Below are 22,363 nucleotides of genomic sequence, written 5' to 3' on the forward strand. Positions count from 1 at the left end.
TGGCATTGGCCACGCTGATCGCTTTCGCCTGGCCGTTTCTGTCACATGGTGTGGTGCAGGCGCAAGTAATGTCGGACGTTGCGGCTCTGCGTGACTACGATTTGCCTGCAGGCCCGCTGGCGGCCACCCTGAACCGCATCGCGCGTGATGCCGGTTTGGCCCTGACCATGGATGCCGCTCTGGTCGCCGAGCGGCGTGCCACCGCCGTGCGAGGCCGCCTGGATGCGGCCACGGCACTGCGCCAGGCCTTGGCTGGCTCGGGGCTCGAACTGCTGGCGATCAGCGGAGGGGGCTACACACTGCGACCCGGGCCCGCCACGCCCACCATGCCCGATGCTTCAAGCACCACGTTGCCCGCCGTGCGCGTCACCGCCAGTGCTGATCGGGCTGGCGACCTGCCGCCCGCTTTTGCCGGGGGCAGGTCGCGCGGGGCGGCCGCGTTGGCCTGCTGGGCAATCAGGACCTGATGGACACACCGTTTTCCGTCGCGGGCTATACCGCCGAGGTCATCGAGCAGCAGCAGGCCAAATCGCTGGGCGATTTGCTGGCCAATGAGGCATCGGTGCGCAGCGACTGGTCCTCGCGCGGCGGCTACAGCGACAGCTTCACGATGCGCGGCTTTGCACTCGGCGCAGGAGACATCGCCTTCGATGGGCTCTACGGCATTGCGCCCCGAACCTTCACCTCGCTGGAAGGCGTGGAGCGGGTGGAAGTCATGCGGGGGCTCAGCGCCATGCTGTCGGGCGTCTCGCCCAGTGCGTCCCTGGGCGGGGTGATCAACCTGGTTCCCAAGCGCGCGGGCGACGAGCCATTGGCGCGCCTCATCACCAGCTATGAAACGGGGGGGTACATGCAGGGCCACGTTGATGTGGGGCGCCGCTTTGGCCCCGACAAGGCGCTGGGCCTGCGCGTCAATGCCGTGCATGGCGACGGCGATACGGCCACCGACCGGCAGGGCGCGCGCATCAGCCACCTGGCTGCGGGGCTGGACTATCGCGGCGATGGCGTCATGCTCAGTGCCGACCTGGGCTCTCTCAAGCGGACCTCGCGTGCGCCGATGCGTGCAGCCAGCGTGGCTGCGGGGCTGACATCCGTGCCCTCGGCGCCCAGGGCAGGGACCAACTTTGCCCAGCTCTGGGGCTATGTCGGCCTGGAGTCGCTCCATGGCGCGTTGCGTGGCGAAGTGGAGCTGACCCGAAACCTCACCGCCTATGTGGCGGCCGGCTTTCGCAACAACCCGACAGACCTGCTGGTCAGCATTCCCGCGATCACGCGCGCCGATGGGACATTCACCGAGCGCAACCTGTATTTCTTTGACGACGTGAATTCGCGTACCGGCGAAGTGGGGCTGCGCGGCAGCGTCGACACCGGTGCGGTCAACCACCGCGTGGTGTTGAGTGCCAGCACCCTGCGCCAGGTGCGCTACAACCTGACGCACACGGTGGCCACGGGCACATCCAACATCCACACGCCGGTGTTTGTGCCGCAGCCTGATCTGTCGACGTATTCCACAGAGCCGCTGCTGCTGAACCGCCAGCGGCTGTCCAGCGTGGCGTTGGCCGACACGATGTCGTTCATGGATGAGCGGGTGCAACTGACGCTGGGCGTGCGCCTGCAGACGGTCGGCAGCGTCAACTACGGGGCCAGTGGGGCCGTCACGCTGCCGGTCTACGACCAGCGCCGCGCGACGCCAGCGGCGGCGCTTGCGTTCAAGCTGCGGCCGGGGGTCACGCTGTATGGCAACTACATCGAGGGCCTGTCCCAGGGGCCGGTGGCGCCTGTGGGCACCGCCAACGCGGGCGAAATCTTTGCGCCCTATGTCGCGCGGCAAACCGAGATAGGCAGCAAGTTCGATTTTCAGGACTGGGGCGCCACGGTGGCGCTGTTCCAGATCCAGCAACCCAGCGCCATCAGCGTGCCCGTGTCGGGCGGCGGCTTGCCTCAGTTTCGTGTCGATGGCGAGCAGCGCAACCGGGGTGTCGAACTCAATGCATTTGGCCAGGTGGCGCGGGGCACACGCCTGATGGCGGGGCTCATGCTGCTGGATGCGAGGCAGAGCCGGACGGCAGGCGGCACCAACGACGGCCGCCGAGCCGTGGGGGCGCCGCGTGTGCAGGCCAACGCCCACATCGATTGGGATGTACCCGCCGTGCCGGGCCTGACGCTGAGCGGCGGCGTGTTGTACACCGGGCGGCAGAGCGTGACGGCGAACAATGCGCTGGGCATCCCGCAATGGACGCGCCTGGATGTGGGCGCAGCCTACCGGATGCAGGCTGTTGGGCGGACGCTGACATTGCGCGCACAGTTGACCAACGCTTTGGACCGCGCCTACTGGGCATCGGCCACGGCGTCATCGGGCCAATTGTCTGTAGGTGCACCGCGAACCTTGGCACTGTCGGCCAGTGTCGACTTCTGAAGTGAGGCCGTAATCTCTCAACACCTGTTGAAAGAATGTTCCAACGGCCGACCGTCGCGAGGTGACATGCGCCTTGCGTCGGCCTGACCCAGTTGTCGAAATCCGTGCCTGGCGCTGGCAATTGGGTATCGAACGCGGGGGTTGAACGGCCATTGGCACATTGGCCGGCACGGTTGGCTGCAGGTGATTTGTCTGTCATTGATCTTATAATCGAGAATCATTCTCATTTTGATCATGTCCGCAGCTCCCCACCCCCTGCACCGTCTCTACAGCGAACACCACAGCTGGCTGCAGGCCTGGTTGGGGCGGCGTTTGCGGTGCACGCACGATGCAGCGGATCTGGCACAGGACACCTTCGTGCGCTTGTTGGCGCGTCCTGCTGCTTTAGAGGGCTCTGAAGTCCTGCGTGAGCCGCGTGCCTACCTCACTACCGTCGCCAAAGGCCTGCTGGTGGATTTCTGGCGACGTGGTGAGCTTGAGCGTGCCTACCTGGCAGATCTGGCGCTGCAGCCCGAGGCACTGCAACCATCCCCCGAAGAGCGGCTGGCGGCCATGCAAATGCTCAGGGCGGTGGATGTGCTGATGCAGGGGCTGACCCCCAAGACGCGCGCTGCCTGGTTGATGAGCCGGCTTGACGGCCTCACTCAGGCCGAGATCGCACAGCAACTTCAGGTGTCGGTGCCGCGCGTGCGGCAACTGCTGGAGAACGCGATGCGCCATGCCTATCGCCTGCGCTTCGGTGCGACGCAATGAACACTGCACAAGCCGCAAGCGTCGTGCCCGGGGACGCAATGGACACGCTTCCAGTGTCGGCTGCAGTGCTCGACGCGGCCATCGGCTGGCAGCTGCGCTGCGTCGGCGATGCCGGCGCGTCGGCGGCTGACACGCAGGCACTGAACGACTGGCTGGCGGCACACCCTGACCACGCACGTGCCTGGCGCCAGTTGGGCGAGATCCATCACCAGCTTTCTGCCGTGGGCGGCCCGTCTGCGCGCGCTGCGGTGCTGCGCCGCACGCGGGCACCGGCGCGTGCCGTGCGCGCCGCACTGGGGGTGGCACTGGCCGTCACCTGCGGGGCGGCGATGCTGAACCATTTTCAGCCCGTGAGCCAGTTGCTGGCCGACCACCACACGGGCACGGGCGAGCGCCGCACCATCGTGCTGGCGGACCAGACGGTATTGCACCTGAACACCCGCAGCGCCGTGGACATCGCATTCAACAAAGACATGCGCGAAGTGCGGCTGCGCGCGGGTGAGGTGGCGGTGGAAACCAGCCATGCCAACCCTGCCGAGCAGCGGCCTCTCGTCGTGGTGACCGAGGACGGCAGCCTGCGTGCGCTGGGCACGCGTTTCGTCGTGCGTCGCTGGGCAAGGGGCGAGAGTGCAACCGGCAAGGACGGCGGCACCGAGGTCACCGTATTGCAGTCCGCCGTTGCAGCACGCCCGGCACGTTGCGCCATCACGCCGGTGGAGTTGTGCACGTCAGAGCGCATCGTGCCCAACGGGCAGGCCCTGCGTCTGCACGGCGGCCAGATGGAGTCGATCACGGCGCGGACAGACGCCGATGCGTGGAAGGACGGCATGCTGGTGGTGGACAACCAGCCGCTGGCCGAGGTGGTGGCCACTTTGGCGCGCCACCGTCCCGGCCATCTGGGCGTTGACCCTGCCATTGCAGGCCTGCGCGTCACCGGCACACTGCCGCTGGCCGACACCGACCAAGCGCTGCTGGCTCTGACGGCGGCGGTGCCGGTGGATGTTGCCTACATCACCCGCTGGTGGGTCACGCTGCAGCCGCGTGCGGCGAAGTGATTGAAAATATGATTCAAATTGGCCTCTGGCGCTTTATGTATAAGCGCTAGCAGCTATATATTTGATAGTAAATGTCTCTGGAGGCAATCGCGGGTAGCCAGCGCCACAATCCAGAACCAGATACCCAATTGACAGCTCTAGGTGTAAATCCTGAGTATCTGGTGCAAATTAGTATTTGTGATGGCGATTGCAGTACCAATCGAGCATTGCAGCATCGGTATCGTTCAGTTCGTCAATGCCGTATGCCTGCACTGGCGTTGAACGGTCGATCCCATACCAATTACGAAGGAGACATTCCGATGCCACATTCCCCCCGTGTTGTTGCTCCCCAGCGCCTCGCTCTGGCTGCTGCACTGGCCCTGTCGTTGTGCGGCGCTGCCAGCGCGCAGACCGAGCTGGTGATCGCCACCGTGAACAACGGCCACATGATCGAGATGCAAAAGCTCAGCAAGAACTTCGAGCAGGCCAACCCCGACATCAAGCTCAAGTGGGTGACGCTGGAAGAGGGCGTGCTGCGCCAGCGCGTGACGACCGACATCGCCACCAAGGGCGGCCAGTTCGACGTGATGACCATCGGCCTGTACGAGGCGCCCATCTGGGGCAAGAAGGGCTGGCTGCAAGAGCTCAAGACCGACGCCGCCTACGATGCAGACGATCTGCTGCCCGCCGTGCGCAGCGGCCTGTCGGTGGACGGCAAGCTGTTTGCCGCGCCGTTCTATGCGGAAAGCTCCATGCTCATGTACCGCAAGGACCTGGCCGACAAGGCGGGCGTGCAGGTGCCCGAGCGCCCCACCTGGCCGCAGATCAAGGACCTGGCCGCCAAGATGCACGACCCCAAGAACGGCGTGTATGGCATCTGTCTGCGCGGCAAGCCCGGCTGGGGTGACAACATGGCCTTTATCACCACGCTGGTCAACACCTTTGGCGGCCAGTGGTTTGACATGCAGTGGAAGCCCCAGCTCGAATCCAAGCCCTGGAAGGACGCGATCACCTTCTACGTCGACCTGCTCAAGAACTACGGCCCCCCCGGCTCGTCGTCCAACAGCTTCAATGAAATCCTGGCACTCACCAACTCCGGCAAGTGCGGCATGTGGATCGACGCGACCATTGCGGCCTCGTTCGTGAGCGACCCCAAGCAGTCCAAGGTGGCCGAGCACATGGCCTTTGCCCAGGCCCCCACCATGAACACGCCCAAGGGCGCCAACTGGCTGTGGTCGTGGAATCTGGCCATCCCCGCAGGCTCCAAGAAGGTCGACGCCGCGCAGAAGTTCATCACCTGGTCGACCAGCAAGGACTACATCCAGCTCGTGGCCAAAACCAATGGCTGGGCCAGCGTGCCCACTGGCACGCGCAAGAGCACCTACGCGTCGCCTGAATTCCAGAAAGCCGCCCGTTTTGCCGCCGCAGAAAAGACGGCCATCGACTCGGCCAACCCCACCGATTCGACCCTGCCCAAGAGCCCGTATGTGGGCGTGCAGTTTGCTGCCATCCCTGAGTTCCAGGCCATCGGCATCGCTGTGGGCCAGCAGATGAGCGCAGCCCTGGCGGGCAAGACCACGGTGGACGCCGCGCTCAAGGCCAGCCAGGTGACCGCCGAGCGTGAGATGAAGAAGGGCGGGTATTACAAGTAAGCCGGGGCTCTGCAAACCCGCGACGCGACCGGGATCATCGGTGTGATCCCCGTTCGCCCTGAGCCTGTCGAAGGGCTGTGTGCCAGAGTGCCCTGGCTTCGACAGGCTCAGCCCGAACGGTTTGGGGTGTCGTTGGTTTTGTCAGACCTTGGCGTGCTGATCGCTCGCCCCTTATTCGCGCCATTTCGGACCTCCCATGAACCGCCTGCTCCCCCGCCTGCTGCTCACGCCAGCCATGGCCACGCTCTTCCTGTGGATGATCGTGCCGCTGGTGATGACGATCTACTTCTCGCTCATCCGCTACAACCTCATGCAGCCCGACCAGTCGGGCTTTGCGGGGCTGGAGAATTTCGAGTACTTCGTCACCGACCCGTCGTTTGGCACCGCCGTGCTCAACACCGTGTGGCTGCTGGGCAGCGTGATCCTGATCACGGTGGTGGTGGGCATTGCGATTGCGCTGCTCATCAACGACCCGTTTCCGGGGCGCGGCATTGTGCGGGTGTTGCTGATTTCGCCGTTCTTCGTCATGCCCACCGTGAACGCGCTGATGTGGAAGAACATGATGATGAACCCCATCTACGGCGTGCTGGCGCAGGTGTGGATGTTCTTTGGCGCGCAGCCGGTGGATTGGCTCACCGACTTTCCGCTGTTCTCCGTCATCGTCATGGTGTCGTGGCAATGGCTGCCGTTTGCCACGCTCATCTTCATGACCGCGCTGCAAAGCATGAACCACGAGCAGCTCGAAGCCGCCCGCATGGATGGCGCCACCTACCTGCAGCAGCTGCGCTACCTGTACCTGCCGCACCTGGGGCGCTCGGTGGCGGTGGTTGTGATGATTGAGCTGATCTTTCTGCTCAGCATCTTTGCCGAGATCTACACCACCACAGGCGGTGGCCCGGGTGATGCGAGCACCAACGTCACCTTCCTCATCTTCAAGCAGGCGCTGCTCAACTTTGATGCGGGCGTGGCCTCGGCCGGGGCGCTGTTTGCGGTGGTGCTGGCCAACATCGCGGCTGTGTTCCTGATCCGCATGGTTGGCAAGAACCTGGACAAATAAGAAAGAACGCCCATGACTGCTCGCCGCCGTTCCAAATTCCCGCTCGGCCTTTTGGCCCTGCGCACTGCCGTGGCCTGGGCCGTGGCCTTGCTGCTGGTGTTTCCGCTGGCCTGGCTGTTCCTCACCGCCTTCAAGACCGAGCTGCAGGCCATTGCAGTGCCCCCGCAAATCCTGTTCACGCCCACGCTCGAAAACTTCCACGAAGTGCAAGAGCGCAGCGACTACCTGCTGTACGCCAAGAACTCGGTCATCACCAGCGTGCTGTCCACCCTGGTGGGGCTGATGCTGGCAGCGCCCGCGGCCTATGCCATGGCGTTCTTCAAGGGCAAGTACACCAAGGACATTTTGATGTGGATGCTCTCGACCAAGATGATGCCCGCCGTGGGCGCGCTGGTGCCCATCTACGTGCTGGCGCAAAAGAGCCACCTGCTCGACACGCAGCTCGCGCTGATCATCGTGTTCGCGCTGTCCAACCTGCCCATCATGGTCTGGATGCTGTATTCGCACTTCAAGGACATCCCACGCGAGATCCTGGAGGCCGCCCGCATGGACGGCGCCACGCTGTGGCAAGAGGTGCGCCTGGTGCTGCTGCCGCTGGGCATGGGGGGCCTCGCATCCACCGGCCTCTTGTGCCTGGTGCTGTCGTGGAACGAGGCCTTCTGGAGCCTGAACCTCAGCGCCGCCAAGGCGGGCACGCTGGCCACGCTGATCGCGTCGTACTCCAGCCCCGAGGGCCTGTTCTGGGCCAAGTTGTCTGCCGCGTCGCTCATGGCGATTGCGCCCATCGTGGTGTTTGGCTGGTTCAGCCAGAAGCAGCTCGTGCAGGGCCTGACCTTCGGTGCTGTGAAATGACTCCCCCCCGAAGCGCCTTCGGCGCCTCCCCCTGCAGGGGGCGCAGCCAGCGGCCCGGCAAAGCCGGTTGCGCGGCTACCGCGCCTTGCGCCCCTGTTCAAACCACCGCTGCTGGCGGATCGGAATCAACCTGTTATTCGGAGCACTAGAGTGGCCTACCTTCAACTGCGCGGCATCGAAAAATTCTTTGGCGAGCACCGTGCCATCAAGGGCATTGACCTCACCATCAACCAGGGCGAGTTCATCGTCTTCGTCGGCCCCTCGGGCTGCGGCAAGTCAACGCTGCTGCGGCTGATCGCGGGGCTCGAAGCCATCGACGGTGGCACGCTGATGCTCGACGGCCGCGACATCACCGACCAGCCATCGAGCAAGCGCGACCTGGCCATGGTGTTCCAGAGCTACGCGCTGTACCCGCACATGAGCGTGTACGAAAACATGAGCTTTGCGCTCAAGCTCGCCAAGGTGGACAAGCAGGTCGTCGACGAGAAAGTGCAGAACGCGGCGCGCATCCTCAACCTCACGCAGTACCTGCAGCGCACGCCCAAGGAGCTGTCGGGCGGCCAGCGCCAGCGTGTGGCCATTGGCCGCGCCATCGTGCGCGCGCCCAAGGTGTTTTTGTTTGACGAGCCCTTGTCCAACCTCGACGCCGCCCTGCGTGGCCAGACCCGTGTGGAGATTGCCAAGCTGCACCGCGACCTGGGCGCCACCACCATCTACGTCACGCACGACCAAGTCGAGGCCATGACGCTGGCCGACAAAGTGGTGGTGCTGCGCGACGGCCAGATCGAGCAAGTGGGCACGCCGCTGGAGCTGTACGACCGCCCCGCCAACCAGTTCGTGGCGCAGTTCATCGGCACCCCGCAGATGAACGTTGTGCCCCTGGCGCAATTGCCTGCGGCGGTGCAGCAACTGGCGCCTGGCGCGGCAGCGGGGGGCTCCATCGGCCTGCGGCCCGAGGCCGTGACGGTGCAGCCCAAAGGGCAGGGCGCCATCACCGGCCAGGTCGAGCTGGTCGAAGCCCTGGGGGCTGAGACGCTGCTGTATGTGCGCACCGCCGAGGGCGCGCAACTGGTGGCCCGCCTCAATGAACGCACGCTGCTGCTGCCGGGCGATGCCGTGTCGCTCAACGTGGCCACCGAGCAGGCCCACTGGTTTGACAGCGCAGGCCGTGTGGTGCTGGCCCAGGCCAATTCCCGTTGACTGCCCGCTGATTCCCCATTCGTTTGCAACCCCGATTTCGCATTTCAGACGCCGCATTCCATGACCACCGCACAAGACACGCTCACCATCCTGCACTTGGGGCTGGGCTCTTTCCACCGCGCGCACCAGGCGCTGTACCTGCACCAGTTGCACCAGCTGGGTGACACCCGCTGGGTGCTGGCCGGCGGCAACCTGCGCCCCGACATGCAAGACACCATTGCCGCCCTTCAAGCCCAAGGCGGCGCCTACACGCTGGAGACGGTGACCGCCCAGGGCGAGCGCAGCTACACCTGGGTCGAGTCCATCCGCACCGTGGTGCCCTACACGCCCGATCTGGCGGGGCTCATCGCCATTGCCGCGCAGCCCAGCACCTGCATCATTTCCTTCACCGTCACCGAGGCGGGCTACTACCTCGACAGCCGCCACCAACTCGACTGGGCCAGCGCGCCCGATCTGCAGGCCGACCTGCAAGCCCTGCGGGAAGGCCGCGCGGGCAGCACCATCTATGGTGCCCTCACGACCCTGCTGCGCGCGCGCAGGCAGGCCGGGGCAGGGGCCGTCACGCTGCTCAACTGCGACAACCTGCGCCACAACGGCGACCGCTCGCGCAGCGGCCTGCTGCAGTTTGTGCAGGCCCTGGGCGATGCAGAGCTGGCCGCCTGGATCGAAGCCCATACCACCAGCCCCAACGCCATGGTGGACCGCATCACCCCCCGGCCCACCCCCGATGTGGCGGCGCGCGTGCAAGCGGCCACCGGCCGCGCCGACCCCGCTGCGCTGATGGGCGAGAGCTTTATCCAGTGGGTCATTGAAGACCGCTTTGCCAATGGCCGCCCCGCATGGGAGCGCGTGGGCGTGGAGCTGGTCGAGTCCGTTGCGCCGTACGAAGAGGCCAAGATCCGCCTGCTCAACGCCACGCACAGCTGCATTGCCTGGGCGGGCACCTTGGTGGGCTACCGCTTCATCCACGAAGGCACGCACGACGCCGCCATCCGTCAGCTGGCGTTTGACTACGTGACGCAAGACACCATCCCCGTGCTGCAACCCAGCCCCATTGATCTGGCCGCTTACCGCGACGTGGTGCTGGAGCGCTTTGGCAACCCCGCCATTGAGGACACCAACCAGCGCGTGGCCATGGATGGCTACAGCAAGATCCCCGGCTTCATCGCGCCCACGGTGCGCGAACGCCTGGCCCGGGGCGAGGGCATTGCCGCCGTGGCCGTGCTGCCTGCGCTGTTCCTGGCCTATCTGCAGCGCTGGCACGCGGGGCACATCCCCTACACCTACCAAGACCAGGCCATGGACCCAGCCGCCGCCCATGCCATCTGCGAAGCCGCTGACCCTGTGGCTGCGTTTGCTGCCGACAAGGTGCTGTGGGGCGAGCTGGCGGGCGATCCGCGCTTGGTGCAGGCCCTGCGCACGGCCAGCGCCCAGGTGGCCGCGTTTGTGGCCCGGCACCCGCGCACGGTGGGGCAGGGCAGCAGCACCGCCGCACAATAAGCCGTCACCTCACCCGACTCTGCATTCCAAACGCCATGTCCTCGCTTCATGCACTGCCGCGCCAGACCAAGCCCGAGCTGGAGCATGCCTACTCCCGCTCACCCGAGCTCGGCTACGAGCCGCCTGAGACCGCGGGCTTTATCCGCTGCCTGTCGCACGGCTTTCCGACCCCGCTGGCGCGCTGGCATTACCACGACGAGTACGAGCTGCACCTCATCACGGCCTCGTCGGGCAAATTGTTTGTGGGCGACTGGATTGGCCAGTTCGCCCCCGGCCAGCTGGTGTTGACAGGGCCGCGCCTGCCGCACAACTGGATCAGCATGGACGTGCCCGAGGCGGGCTACCCCGAGCGCGACTTGGTGGTGCAGTTCCCGCACCAGCCACTGGTCGATGCCAGCGAGGGCATTCCTGAGCTGCGCGAAGTGCTGCCCTTGCTGGAGCGCGCCCGCCACGGCATCGAGTTTTTTGGCCAGCAGGCCCAGGCCACGGAGCACTGGCGGCGCATCAAGTCCACCCAGGGGCTGGCGCGCTTTGCGGCGTTTTGCGAATGGATGGGCGAGCTGGCCCGCTGCACGGACTATCGCCTGCTCTCCAGCGCCCAGCTGCAAAGCGAAGACAGCGACACCCAACTCGCACAGATCAACGCCATCGTCAGCCGCATCACCGACCACCTGGCTGAGCCGCTGTCGGCTGCCGATCTGGCGCAAGAGCTGGACATGACCGAGAGCCGCTTCTCCCGCTTCTTTCGCCGCGCCACGGGCAACACGTTTACTGATTTTGTGAACCTGGTGCGCGTGAACCGCGCCTGCCAACTGCTGATGGAGACCGACCGCTACATCACCCACATTGCTTATGACGTGGGCTTCAACAACATGGCCAACTTCAACCGCCGCTTTCTGGACATCAAGGGCATGACGCCCAGTGAATACCGCAAGCAGGGCGTGGGCCGGTTTGGCAAGGGGTGATGTCTGAGAACCTGTGCTCCCAGCTTTCCCCCAACCGTTCGGGCTGAGCCTGTCGAAGCCAGCCCACCGCACTCGCACTTACACCGTCCTTGCCTTCCTTGGCTGACCCATAGCATCACCACCCCATGTACCTCGGAATCGACTTAGGCACCTCCGGCGTCAAGCTCTTGCTGCTGGACGCAGCACACACCGTCATCGCCACGGCCGATGCCGCCGTACCCCAGTACCGCCCCCAGCCCACCTGGAGTGAGCAGCACCCCGCTGACTGGCTGGCCGCCGTCGAAGCCGCTGTGGCTCAGCTGCGCGCGCAGGTGCCCACCGCCTGGGCCCAGGTGCGTGGCATCGGCTTGTCGGGCCACATGCACGGCGCGGTGGTGCTGGGGCCGCAGGGCCAGGTGCTGCGCCCCGCCATTCTGTGGAACGATGGCCGCGCCAGCGCCGAGTGCGCTGCGCTCGAACAGGCCGTGCCCACTGCGCGCCAGATCACCGGCAACCTCGCCATGCCCGGCTTCACCGCCCCCAAGCTGCTGTGGCTGCGCACGCATGAGCCCGCAGTCTTCGCTCAAATCCGCACCGTGCTGCTGCCCAAAGACTGGCTGCGGCTGCAGCTCACCGGCACGGCGGTGAGCGATATGTCCGATGCATCAGGCACCCTGTGGTTGGACGTGCAGGGCCGCGCCTGGAGCCCGGCCATGCTGCAGGCCTGCGGGCTGGATGCCTCGCACATGCCCGCCCTGGCTGAGGGCAATGCCCCCACCGGTACGCTGCTGGGTGACGTAGCCCGCCGCTGGGGGCTGGGCGAAGGCGTGGTCGTGGCTGCAGGCGCGGGCGACAACGCCGCCAGCGCCGTGGGCGTGGGGGCGCGCACTGCGGGGCAGGGCTTTGTGTCGCTGGGTACGTCGGGCGTGGTGTTTCGGGTGACCGATGCCTTTGCCCCCGCCACCGAGCGCGCCGTGCACGCCTTTGCCCACGCGCTGCCCCAGCGCTGGCACCACATGTCCGTCATGCTCAGCGCGGCCAGCGCCTTTGGCTGGGTCACCCGCTTGACCGGCCGGGGCGACGAGGCCCAGCTGTCTGCCGCAGTCGGCGCATTGCCCTGCGCGCGTCAGGCCCAGGCCCCGCTGTTTTTGCCTTACCTGAGTGGTGAACGCACCCCGCACAACAACGCCGCTGCCACCGGCGTCTTCATGGGCTTGCGGGCCGAGCACGACGCTGCTGACCTGGCCTATGCCGTGATGGAGGGCGTGGGTTTTGGTTTGCTCGACGGCCTCAACGCCATGCGCGCTGCGGGTTCCACCCCAGCCGTTCAGGCTGAGCCTGTGGAAGCCCGTCCCCGTTCCACCACTGAAATCCACTCCAGCCCCTTGGCCCTGGTCGGCGGTGGCGCCCGTAGCAACCCCTGGGCCCAGCTGCTGGCCAGCGCCCTGGGCACCCCACTGCAGCGCCCCGAGGGCGCCCACGCTGCCGCCGCGCTGGGCGCAGCCCGCCTGGCCGCCATGGCCTGCGGTGGCGACGAAGCCCATTGGTGCCAACCCCTGGTGGCCGATGCCACCTTCGATCCGCAGCCCGCCCAGCAAGCCCTGCTGGCCGAGCGCTATGCCCGCTATGTGGCGCTGTACCCGGCGCTGCAAGCGCAGTTCTGACGGCCGTAGCGCATTGCTGCCCATGCAATCCCACCGTGAATTCCTCCCGCCGTTCGGGCGGAGCCTGTCGAAACCTGGGCACAGAATCATCAAAAACCATAGCTTCCAGCGCTTAATTTATCTGGTCTACAGGCCGTTTTGTATCCAAGCCACCACCACCGTTCAGGCTGAGCCTGTCGAAGCCAGGGCGTGTGCCATGCAGGCCCTTCGACAAGCTCTGGGTGAACGGGATGTGTGCCTGAACCACCCCACCACCGATTCCCATGAACGCTGTTGATCTCTCTCCAATGCCCGCCGCAACCTCCATCCAGGCCGCCATCGCGGGCGAAGCCCTCATCGACCTGATCCGCCGCCCTGACGGCAGCTACCTGCCGTGCCTGGGCGGTGCGCTCTACAACCTGTGCCGCGCACTGGCCCGCCAGGGCGTGGGCACGCAGTACCTCAACCCCTTGTCCCGAGACCGCTTTGGCCGCGAGCTGGACGCCCAGTTGGTGGCCGATGGCGTGCACCTGGCGCAGCCCGATCCGGTGCAGCAAGTCACCTCGCTGGCCGTCGTCAACCTCAACGCCCACGGCCACCCCGACTACGCCTTCTACCGCGAAGGCGTGGCCGACCGAGCCGTGTCGGCGCACGGCCTGGGTGAAGCCTGCACCGCCTTGCCCGCTTTGCAGGTGGTCTGCACCGGCGCCCTGGCGCTCGATGCCCGCGACGCCGCCACCTACCTGCCCTGGCTGGCCGCCCAGCGCACCGCAGGCCACTGCGTGGTGGTCGATGCCAACCTGCGCCCCTCCGTCATGCCCGACCTGGCTGCCTACCGCAGCACCGTGCACGCCGCCCTGGCGCACGCCCACCTCATCAAGGCCAGCGACGAAGACCTGGACCACCTCGCCGTGCCCGGCGCCGACGCCCTGGCCCGCGCCTGTCACCTGCTAGCCGCCAACCCCCAAGCCCACCTGCTGGCCCTCACACTCGGTGCCAACGGCGCATGGCTGCTGCACCGCAACGGCACCCAGTGCTTTGCCCAAGAGGCCCAGCCCTTGCCCGTGGCCGACACCGTGGGCGCGGGCGACAGCTTTTTGGCAGGCCTGTTGGCCCACCTGCTGCGCCAGTCTCAAGCAGCGGGGACTGGCTCGTTTGCGCAGTGTCTGGCGGCGCTTTCAGACACCGCCTGCCAACAGGCCCTGCGCCACGCCCTGGCCAGCGCCAGCCTGTGCGTGATGGAGCAGGGGTGTGTGCCGCCGGGGTGGGAGGCTGCGGTGGATTGGGCGCAAAAGCATCCGGCGCAGACGGCATGATCGCTCGCTGGTAAACGAGTCTCTGGAGGGGGCATTGGTTGCGTACAAATGGAATCAGCTTTGCACAGCATCCATCGATAACATGCCGCCGATTTCTTCATTCAACAGAGGTTCTATGGTTGTCAGAGAGTCGGCGCGTCAAGCTCGTTGGAAATTCTTGCTGGTTGCCACTGTCATCAGTCTTGTGGTCCGCATCAATAATTTTGTGAACCGCAAGGAGCTTGCTACCCCTGAAGTCATCGGCTCATTCGTTGGCGCCGCTGTGGGTGGTTTGGTGCTGGGTTGGGTCGTCTGGTGGGCGTGGTCGTCGTTCAAAAAACAGTGACCGTTTAGTAGCGCAAACATCACCCATACGTACCGCCGCATGGTGTGCTTCGCTTGCGAAGGGCCGTGCTTTGACCATCTCGACGTTTTGGGCTGTCGGAATTGCGTCGTGTGTGTCGCGCCTAGCTGATTCAAAGCGTCTGCCTGAGACGGTGCTGGTTTTGCCGCAGGTCATCGGATCGGGCCAGCAACCGGAGATGTTGGCAACATCTTTGTAAAGACTTTCGGAGATTTTTTGAACCGTATACAAGCTCTCATCGTTTGCGCATCCATGGCGCTGTTGTCGGCCTGCGGTACTTCTGCCGTTTTGCAGGCGGGAGCGGAGGCGCCTGCAGCCGATGAAACCGTCGTTGTGCTTGGTATCAAACCGGCGCATTACAAAGTGCTGTTTTTTCCTGGTTCCGAGGAACAAGGCAGATTCGTCAAGAGCAGCTGGTCGAATGCCGTGATCAATGGCATCCCTACCGACGGCTATCTCGTCGCCAAAGTGAAGTCTGAACAGTTGATCGGACTGACCATGATCGCCGATACACGCGCCGGAGCGTTTGCGAAACCCTATGCCCCCTGCAACGGCGCGAAGGCACTGGTGCTCAAAGTTCCGCAAGCCTCGGTGGTCTATCTTGGCGATATTGAATACACCCCATCGGGGGCTCAGATCGGTGTGCAGTACCGCGACGACATCGCCGCTGCGACACGTTACCTTCGGACCCACTATCCGAACGTGACGGGCGAGGTGCGGCGCGCAGAAACGCGGGCGATGCCGGTGTCCAGTGCGTGTGTAAGCCCTGCCATTTACGTGCCCATCTACATCCTTGGTGGTCGCAGATAGGTCAGGTGGAACAGTCTCAAAGGCCGCGCCGCTACGGTGTTTGTGGCGCGGGGGCCAGGGCTAGGCGCGTTGCTTGGTCCCGTCGGTAGCTTCACGCTTTATTGATCGAAGCCCATCCATCGATCTGTACGGCTGGTCCGGTGTTAGGGCAAGCCTTTCACAGGTTTTCTGCCAATGCGGAAGTGGAGCTGCAGACCTCCTTCTCTCATTCGGGATGTATCCTGTGTCCCGTTCTTGTGCCGGGAGACTGAAATGCTCGAACTTCTTGCTGCGCTTGCGTGGGGTGCGATGGAGCTTGCTCTTGTCCTCTCAGGAAAACTGTTCGTCCAATGCGTCAGCCTGGGCCGCTGGCGCGGTGAGTCGCTGAGTGGCGCAGAGGGCCGCATGCATGGGCCTGCGGGCGCGCTCTCGTTCTCGCGCGATGGCCAGCGGGTTTTCACCTGGAGCGGTATGCAGTTGGCTGGGCTGGCGTTTTACGTGCTGTTGGGCCTGGCTGCCGCTGGGGTTGCATCGTTGGCCTGACGCGTGTGAACGGGCTCCTTGAATGCGTACCCCGTTGTTCATCCACTGGTAATTTGCCTCGCTGCCCCTGCTTGCGGCTGATCTCTGCTCCATTCCATGAAACCTCGCATTGACCTCCGCTCACCTGTTGCTGCGGACGAGCCCGCCTTTCTTCAATCCGTACGGCAGAGCAAGCCACTCCATCGCCCTTGGGTCTCGCCACCCAGCACGCCCGATGCGTTTGGGCAGTATCTCGATGCCATGGCGCTTCCAGCCAACCAGGGGTATCTGGTTTGTCTGCGCGCTACGGACGAGATGGTGGGCGTCATCAACGTCACCAACATCGTTCGAGGTTGCTTTCAGAGTGCGTACTTGGGGTACTACGCATTCGCGGGCTATGAGCGCCAAGGGTTGATGCGCGAGGGGCTGCAGGCGGTGGTCAAGCAGGCGTTTGGCGTTCTCAAACTGCATCGGCTGGAGGCGAATATTCAGCCTGCAAACCAGGCCTCGTTGGCATTGGTGGAGGCCTGTGGATTTCGCAAAGAGGGGTTCTCAGCCCATTACCTCAAGATTGGCGGACGTTGGCGCGATCATGAGCGGTGGGCTGTCAATGCCACCGCCGCGCGCTGCTAGCCAGACCTGCGAACAGCCCCGGTACGTGCCTCGCCTGCGTTGTGCAGATGTTTCCTGCACGCCTCTCAAGTCCTGTTGATCGACACCCCTCCATCCACCAGCATGGCCGTGCCGGTCATGAAGGACGATGCATCTGACGCCAGGTACAGCGCGGCCTGGGCGAGTTCTTCGGGCTGGGCCAGGCGCTTCAAGGCGTGCAAGCTGGCGACTTGGGCCAAGGCCTCGGGGGTGCCGTTCATGGCGTGGGCCATGGGGGTGAGGGTGCCGCCGGGCAGCAGGGCGTTCACGCGCACGCCGTGGGGGCCGCACTCTGCGGCCAGGGCCTGGGTCAGGCCGATCAGGCCTGCCTTGCTGGCGGCGTAAGCCGCTACGCCAGGAAAGCCCACGGTGTGTCCCACAAAGGTGGATGTGAAAAGGATGGAGCCACCGCCCCGCGCCAGCATGGCGGGGATCTGGTGCTTGGCGCCGTAGAAAGCGCTGGTCAGGTTGGTGTCGATGGCCTCTTGCCAGCCTGCGGCCGAGATACCGGGCGTGGGGCCGCTCTCGCCGATGATGCCCGCGTTGTTGAACGCCACGTCCAGCCCCCCAAAGTGCTCTACCGCTCGCTGTACCAGGCGCTGTGCATAGGCTTCATCGCGCACGTCACCCGCCACGCTGTGTGCCTCTCCGCCTGCTGCGCGGATCTGTGCGACCAAGCTGTCCAGCTCGGCCTGGCGCCGCGCGCCCACCACGACGCGTGCGCCGTTTTGTGCAAACAGCAGGGCCGCTGCGCGCCCAATGCCTGAGCTGGCGCCCGTCACGATGGCCACTTTGCCGGTCAATGCATTCATAGGTTGTCCTTCTCAATCGTTGCTTTGCGGTTGCGTTGAAATCAGGCGCCCAGTTTGTGCAAAGCGGACGCTGCCGTCGCGCTGGAAACGGACATGCAATGCCGTGCGATGAGGTGTTAGGGCGCACTGCGCACCGGTCTGCTGTGCCGGGGCCGTGGGCGGGCGTGTTGAAATGCGGGCCATGCCAGACACGCCTTTTCTGCCCCCCACAGCGGTGCGCCGCGCCCAAGCCACGCAGGCCGCGCAGGCCTGCGAAGTGGTTCGCCAGTCCATCACCCACTGCTGTGCTCTGGACCATCGCCACGACCCGGCCGTGCTGGCCGCTTGGCTGGCCAACAAAACGGCAGATCACCTTGCCGCATGGATGGCTGCGCCGCACGCGATGGCCTGGGGAGCCTATTGGGGCGTTGGCTTGGGTGCTGACCGTGGTGCTGATCGGGGCGCAGAGGCGGGCTCAACGATGGTGGGCTTTGCGCTGCTCACGCAAGACAAACTGGCCCTGTGCTATGTGGTGCCGCAGGCATTGCACCAGGGCGTAGGCCGGGCTTTGCTGCTGGCGGCAGAAGCGGGTGCGCGGCAGGCGGGCATCGCTGCGTTGGTGCTGGAGAGCACGCGCACGGCAGAGGCTTTTTACCGGTGCCATGGCTACGAGCCTGCAGGCGCTGTGCAGGCCTGGGCGGGGTTGCAGGCGCAGCCCATGTGCAAGCGGCTTTGAACGGGGCCCACAACGCGGCGCTGCGGGTTGCGTGTGCAATGCCTGCCTGCACACAAGGAGATTTCAATTAAAAAATGCCTCTAGCGCTTTATCTATAAGCGCTAGAAGCTATTGTTTTTGTAGCGTTTGGTGCGCTCAAAGCTCGTGCGCATACACGATGAAGCCTTGGTGCTTGGCCAGCTTGTCGTACAGCTGGCGTCCAGCGGCGTTGGTGGCTTGGGTTTGCCAGTACACCCGCTGCGACCGGGCTGTGCGGGCGGCGGCATACACCCCTTCAATGAGCGCCCGCCCCACGCCCCGGCCCCGGGCGGCTTCGCGGGTGAACAGGTCGCTGAGGTAGCACACAGGCTCGATGCGCGTCATGCTGCGGTGGAACACGCAGTGCGCCAGGCCCAGCAGGTCGCCGCTGGCATCGTCCTGCGCGACCAGGCAGAGCATGGGCTCGGCCGCGTCATGCAAACGTTGCCAGGTGGTCTGCGTGATGTGCTCGGGCAGCGCGGTGGCGCCAAAGCGGCCGTAGAAGGCGTTGTAGCCATCCCAAAGCGGGCGCCATGCGGCGTAATCGTGTGGCTGGGCGGGGCGCACTGAAACGGATGAGGTCATGGGCAACCTTGGGATGTGGGTGTCATTGCCAGCGCTGCATGGTGGTGGCCGTTCAGGCCTTCAGCACCCGCCCGGGGTTCATCAGACCCTGCGGGTCTAGCGCCTGCTTGATGGCGCGCATCATCGACAGGGCCACGGGCGATTGGTACTTCTCCAGCTTGTCTGCCTTCAGCGCGCCGATGCCGTGCTCAGCAGAGAACGAGCCGCCGAACTCGGCCACGGCTTCGTAGACCAAGTGGTTGACCTGCGCCTCGTAGTCGCGCAGGAAGGCCTTGGCATCGCCCTCGGCCGGTGCTTGCACGTTGTAGTGCAGGTTGCCGTCGCCCAGGTGGCCAAAGTTGACCAGGCGCACGCCAGGGATCTGGCTTTGCAGCAGCGCGTCGGTGTGTGCCACAAACGCGGGGATGCGCGAGATGGGGATGGAGATGTCGTTCTTGATGTTCAGGCCCTCTTCGGCCTGGGCCAGCGGAATGCTCTCGCGGATGTGCCAGAGCTGGTGCGCCTGGGTGAGGTTCTCGGCCACCACGGCGTCGGTCACGCAGCCGGCTTCAAAGGCGGATTCGAGCAAGGCTTCAAACCGCGCGCGGGCGTGCTCTTCGGATTCGCTGTCGGAGTTTTCGAGCAGCACACACCAGGGGGCGTCGTCTTGGCCCAAGAAAGGCACGCGCAGCTGGGGCATGTGCTTGCCCACCAGGCTCAGTGCAAACTGGCCCATCACCTCAAAGCCCGTGAGGCCCGCGCCCAGCTGTTTGTGGGCCATGCCCAGCAGCTGCACGGCGTGCTCGATGGAAGGCACTGCGGCCCAGGCGGTGAGCTTGGCGGCGGGCTGGGGGTAGAGCTTCATGCTGGCGGCGGTGATGATGCCCAGCGTGCCTTCGCTGCCGATGAACAGGTCGCGCAGGTCGTAGCCGGTGTTGTCCTTGCGCAGGCCCTTGAGGCCGCTCCACACCTCGCCCTGCGCGGTGACCACTTCCAGCCCCAGGCACAGGTCGCGCGTGTTGCCGTAGCGCACCACCTGCGTGCCGCCCGCGTTGGTGCCCAGGTTGCCGCCAATGGTGCAGCTGCCCTCGGCCGCGAGCGACAGCGGGAACAGCAGGCCCGCGTTGCGCGCCACCTCTTGCAGGTTTTGCAGGATGCAGCCCGCCTCCACCGTCATGGTGAGGTTGGCGGTGTCCACGGCGCGCACGGCGTTCATGCGCGTGAGGCTCAGCACGATCTGCGTGCCGGTGTCGTCGGGCGTGGAGCCCACGGCCAGCCCGGTGTTGCCACCCTGCGGCACGATGGCGGTGCCCGCGGCGGCGCAGGCCTTGACCACGGCAGCCACCTCGGGCGTGCTGGCGGGGCGCACCACGGCCAGGGCCTTGCCGCGCACGCGGCGGCGCCAGTCTTGCTCCCAGGCGGTGAGGTCGCCCTCGGTCAGCACATGGGCATCGCCCACGATGGAGCGCAGGGTATCGAGCAGCGGGGTCGTCAGGTTCGGCATGGCATTAGTCCTTTCGCGCGAGAGGTTCGGTGAGGGCTGTGGGTGCGCTGGCTGCATCGCTTTGCGGGGTGTCAGTTCGCGAGGTGTCGGCTTGCGCGGTGTCAGGGTGGGCTGGCTTGGCGGGCAGGGTTGGCTCTTGCGTGGCGGCCAGCGCACGCGCATTGCGCTGGCGCAGCCGCACGTGCAGTGTGCAGGCCGTGAACAGCACCAGGCACAGCGCAATCTCGGCCATGGCCAGCCAGTTGCCGGGGGCCTTGTCGCTCCAGGCGCGCACCACGCCTTCGGTGAAGTACAGCCAGATCACCAGGCTGACCCAGCGGTAGGTGTACATGCGGTTTTTGAGAATGCCTGCCAGCGGGATGCACAGCGGCAGCGCCTTGATGGCCAGCCAGGTGCCGCCGGGGCGCAGCGGTGCCAGCACCAGCTCCCAGGCCACGCACAGCGCAATCAGGGCGATGAGGCTGGCGGTGGCCACCCAGCGGGTGGCCGCCACTTCGGGGGGGCGGCTTGGAGCGGGGCGGGGTGGGCGGTGTCGGTCATGGGCAAACGTTGGGTGCAGGGGGATGGGCGCCATGGGCAGGCGGCCGGGCAGGGCAGGGGGCGGCAAGCGGTCACAATGCGCGCTGTTGCCCTGGCAGCTGCAGGCCATGGGTCTGCAGCTGCCAGGCGCCCGTTTAACCCTTGGGGCCCATCACGGGCTTTGGATCATATAGGCCATGCGATTGACCTTGCAGACAGTGGCCCAGCGCATTGAGATGCTGCTGGAAGATCTGTCGAAATTTCCTTGGCGCACCACGGCGCAGACGCTGCGCGAGCGCTTTCGCGAGGACCAGCTGGGCCTGACGGCCAGCAGCCTCACCTTCACCACGGTGCTGGCGCTGGTGCCATTTTTGGCGGTGGCACTGGCGGTGTTCACGGCCTTTCCCATCTTTGGCAAGCTGCAGGGCGTGGTGCAGAAGTGGCTGGTTGAAAGCCTGGTGCCCGACAGCATCTCGCGCCAGGTGCTGGGCTACCTCACCCAGTTTGCGGCCAAGGCCAGCGGGCTGGGGGCGCTGGGCTTCAGCATCTTGCTGGGCACAGCGCTCATGCTGATCCTCACCATCGACCGCACGCTCAACAACATCTGGCGCGTGCGGCGGCTGCGCCCGCTGGGCCAGCGGGTGCTGATCTACTGGGCGGCCATCACGCTGGGGCCTTTGCTGCTGGGCGGCAGCCTGGCGCTCACGTCGTATGTCATGTCGGCATCCAGCGGGCTGGTGCGCACGCTGCCCGATGGGGTGGGTCTGCTGGTGGATTCGATCCAGTTCTTGATCTTGGCGGCGGGCATGGCGGGGCTCTACCACTATGTGCCCAACACGCCGGTGAAGTGGCAGCACGCTTGGGTGGGCGGCCTGTTTGTGGCCGTGTGCATAGAGCTGGCCAAGAAGGTGCTGGCCGCCTACTTGGCCAAGGTGCCGACCTATTCGGTGGTGTACGGTGCGTTTGCCACGCTGCCGATCTTGCTGGTGTGGATTTACGTGGCCTGGGTCATCGTGCTGTTGGGGGCGGTGGTCACGGCGTATTTGCCCAGCCTGCTGGCAGGCGTGGCGCGGCGTGGCACGGTGGCGGGCTGGGGGTTTCAGCTGGCGGTAGAGGTGCTGCAAGAGCTGCACCGCGCACGTCAGCTGCCCAGCAAAGGCCTGCGGGCAGCGCAACTGGCCGAACTGCTGCGCGTGGATGCGTTGCAGCTGGAGCCTGTGCTGGAGACCTTGACGTCGCTGGACTGGATTGCCCAGGTGAGCGATGCGGTGGCGGGCCCGTCCGACGCCCCCGAGCTGCGCTACGTGCTGCTGGCCGACCCCGAGCGCACCGCGCTGGAGCCGCTGGTGCAACGCCTGCTGCTGGACCAGACCGTGCGGCTGGCCCCCCTGTGGGATGCCGCTGGATTTGCGCGGCTTCGGTTGCAGGATTTGCTATCAATTAAATAGCTGCTAGCGCTTGTGAAATAGGCGCTAGAGGCTTTTTTTCTGAAAGGCTACTTGCCTCAGATACCACTCTATCCGTTCGGGCTGAGCCCGTCGAAGCCAGAGCTTGCCGCG

The 22,363-nt window shown here is 65.4% G+C and carries 21 protein-coding genes and 1 pseudogene; 18 read left to right on the top strand and 4 right to left on the bottom strand.

What is annotated here, in order from left to right; genetic code table 11:
- The first annotated feature begins 68 nt into the window (after nucleotides 1-68).
- The 16 genes from EAG14_RS05865 (at nucleotide 69) to EAG14_RS05940 (ending at nucleotide 16,654) form a co-directional block, all read left to right on the top strand.
- The gene (locus EAG14_RS05865) at nucleotides 69-467 is read left to right on the top strand and encodes an STN domain-containing protein (protein WP_162995922.1); all 399 of its coding nucleotides are present in this window, start codon (nucleotides 69-71) and stop codon (nucleotides 465-467) included.
- The gene (locus tag EAG14_RS05870) at nucleotides 467-2,416 is read left to right on the top strand and encodes a TonB-dependent siderophore receptor (protein ID WP_121728337.1); all 1,950 of its coding nucleotides are present in this window, start codon (nucleotides 467-469) and stop codon (nucleotides 2,414-2,416) included. The genes EAG14_RS05865 and EAG14_RS05870 overlap by 1 nt, the downstream gene beginning before the upstream one ends.
- A gap of 234 nt (nucleotides 2,417-2,650) precedes the next feature.
- On the top strand, nucleotides 2,651-3,169 hold the full coding sequence (locus EAG14_RS05875) for a sigma-70 family RNA polymerase sigma factor (protein WP_121728338.1): 519 nt from the start codon (nucleotides 2,651-2,653) through the stop codon (nucleotides 3,167-3,169).
- A 38-nt stretch (nucleotides 3,170-3,207) separates the two neighbouring features.
- On the top strand, nucleotides 3,208-4,224 hold the full coding sequence (locus tag EAG14_RS05880) for a FecR domain-containing protein (RefSeq protein ID WP_121730328.1): 1,017 nt from the start codon (nucleotides 3,208-3,210) through the stop codon (nucleotides 4,222-4,224).
- A 299-nt stretch (nucleotides 4,225-4,523) separates the two neighbouring features.
- Nucleotides 4,524-5,855, top strand: a complete 1,332-nt coding sequence (locus tag EAG14_RS05885) for a sugar ABC transporter substrate-binding protein (protein ID WP_121728339.1) — start codon at nucleotides 4,524-4,526, stop codon at nucleotides 5,853-5,855.
- A gap of 196 nt (nucleotides 5,856-6,051) precedes the next feature.
- Complete coding sequence (locus EAG14_RS05890; RefSeq protein WP_099656239.1) at nucleotides 6,052-6,912, top strand: carbohydrate ABC transporter permease; 861 nt, start codon at nucleotides 6,052-6,054, stop codon at nucleotides 6,910-6,912.
- A 12-nt stretch (nucleotides 6,913-6,924) separates the two neighbouring features.
- Nucleotides 6,925-7,764: a carbohydrate ABC transporter permease gene (locus EAG14_RS05895; RefSeq protein ID WP_121728340.1), complete on the top strand. Its 840-nt coding sequence runs from the start codon at nucleotides 6,925-6,927 to the stop codon at nucleotides 7,762-7,764.
- Between the two features lie 150 nt (nucleotides 7,765-7,914).
- Nucleotides 7,915-8,964: an ABC transporter ATP-binding protein gene (locus EAG14_RS05900; protein ID WP_099741724.1), complete on the top strand. Its 1,050-nt coding sequence runs from the start codon at nucleotides 7,915-7,917 to the stop codon at nucleotides 8,962-8,964.
- Nucleotides 8,965-9,024: 60 nt separating this feature from the next.
- Nucleotides 9,025-10,464 (top strand): D-arabinitol 4-dehydrogenase, encoded by a 1,440-nt coding sequence (dalD, locus tag EAG14_RS05905; RefSeq protein WP_121728341.1) that lies wholly within the window; start codon nucleotides 9,025-9,027, stop codon nucleotides 10,462-10,464.
- 35 nt (nucleotides 10,465-10,499) lie between these two features.
- A complete protein-coding gene (locus EAG14_RS05910; protein WP_121728342.1) occupies nucleotides 10,500-11,429 on the top strand; it encodes an AraC family transcriptional regulator in 930 nt (309 codons plus the stop codon).
- Nucleotides 11,430-11,554: 125 nt separating this feature from the next.
- Nucleotides 11,555-13,072 carry a xylulokinase gene (xylB, locus tag EAG14_RS05915; RefSeq protein WP_121728343.1) on the top strand — a complete coding sequence of 506 codons (1,518 nt, stop codon included), beginning with the start codon at nucleotides 11,555-11,557 and terminating at the stop codon, nucleotides 13,070-13,072.
- Between the two features lie 263 nt (nucleotides 13,073-13,335).
- Entirely contained in the window at nucleotides 13,336-14,367 is a 1,032-nt protein-coding gene (locus EAG14_RS05920) for a PfkB family carbohydrate kinase (protein ID WP_240456953.1), read from the top strand.
- A 34-nt stretch (nucleotides 14,368-14,401) separates the two neighbouring features.
- Nucleotides 14,402-14,692: a hypothetical protein gene (locus tag EAG14_RS05925; protein WP_162995923.1), complete on the top strand. Its 291-nt coding sequence runs from the start codon at nucleotides 14,402-14,404 to the stop codon at nucleotides 14,690-14,692.
- Nucleotides 14,693-14,962: 270 nt separating this feature from the next.
- Nucleotides 14,963-15,520 (top strand): hypothetical protein, encoded by a 558-nt coding sequence (locus EAG14_RS05930; protein WP_121728346.1) that lies wholly within the window; start codon nucleotides 14,963-14,965, stop codon nucleotides 15,518-15,520.
- Nucleotides 15,521-15,772: 252 nt separating this feature from the next.
- On the top strand, nucleotides 15,773-16,042 hold the full coding sequence (locus EAG14_RS05935; RefSeq protein ID WP_121728347.1) for a hypothetical protein: 270 nt from the start codon (nucleotides 15,773-15,775) through the stop codon (nucleotides 16,040-16,042).
- Between the two features lie 96 nt (nucleotides 16,043-16,138).
- On the top strand, nucleotides 16,139-16,654 hold the full coding sequence (locus EAG14_RS05940; RefSeq protein ID WP_121728348.1) for a GNAT family N-acetyltransferase: 516 nt from the start codon (nucleotides 16,139-16,141) through the stop codon (nucleotides 16,652-16,654).
- A gap of 65 nt (nucleotides 16,655-16,719) precedes the next feature.
- On the opposite strand, the gene EAG14_RS05945 is transcribed toward EAG14_RS05940, so the two are convergent.
- A complete protein-coding gene (locus tag EAG14_RS05945; RefSeq protein WP_121728349.1) occupies nucleotides 16,720-17,484 on the bottom strand; it encodes an SDR family oxidoreductase in 765 nt (254 codons plus the stop codon).
- Between the two features lie 181 nt (nucleotides 17,485-17,665).
- Between EAG14_RS05945 and EAG14_RS05950 the strand changes: the two genes are divergently transcribed.
- Complete coding sequence (locus EAG14_RS05950; RefSeq protein ID WP_121730329.1) at nucleotides 17,666-18,199, top strand: GNAT family N-acetyltransferase; 534 nt, start codon at nucleotides 17,666-17,668, stop codon at nucleotides 18,197-18,199.
- A gap of 135 nt (nucleotides 18,200-18,334) precedes the next feature.
- Here the strand turns inward: EAG14_RS05950 and EAG14_RS05955 are convergent, their stop codons facing one another.
- The 3 genes and pseudogenes from EAG14_RS05955 to EAG14_RS05965 form a co-directional block, all read right to left on the bottom strand.
- Nucleotides 18,335-18,802 (bottom strand): GNAT family N-acetyltransferase, encoded by a 468-nt coding sequence (locus EAG14_RS05955; protein ID WP_099656227.1) that lies wholly within the window; start codon nucleotides 18,800-18,802, stop codon nucleotides 18,335-18,337.
- 52 nt (nucleotides 18,803-18,854) lie between these two features.
- Nucleotides 18,855-20,285 carry an FAD-binding oxidoreductase gene (locus EAG14_RS05960; RefSeq protein WP_121728350.1) on the bottom strand — a complete coding sequence of 477 codons (1,431 nt, stop codon included), beginning with the start codon at nucleotides 20,283-20,285 and terminating at the stop codon, nucleotides 18,855-18,857.
- Nucleotides 20,286-20,415: 130 nt separating this feature from the next.
- Nucleotides 20,416-20,859: pseudogene (locus EAG14_RS05965) on the bottom strand (DUF2069 domain-containing protein); the annotation flags it as partial.
- A gap of 142 nt (nucleotides 20,860-21,001) precedes the next feature.
- On the opposite strand from EAG14_RS05965, the gene EAG14_RS05970 reads away from it, so the two are divergent.
- Nucleotides 21,002-22,252 carry a YihY family inner membrane protein gene (locus EAG14_RS05970; RefSeq protein WP_121728351.1) on the top strand — a complete coding sequence of 417 codons (1,251 nt, stop codon included), beginning with the start codon at nucleotides 21,002-21,004 and terminating at the stop codon, nucleotides 22,250-22,252.
- Nucleotides 22,253-22,363: the final 111 nt, after the last annotated feature.

This window comes from Acidovorax sp. 1608163 (assembly GCF_003669015.1).
Lineage (GTDB): Bacteria > Pseudomonadota > Gammaproteobacteria > Burkholderiales > Burkholderiaceae_C > Acidovorax.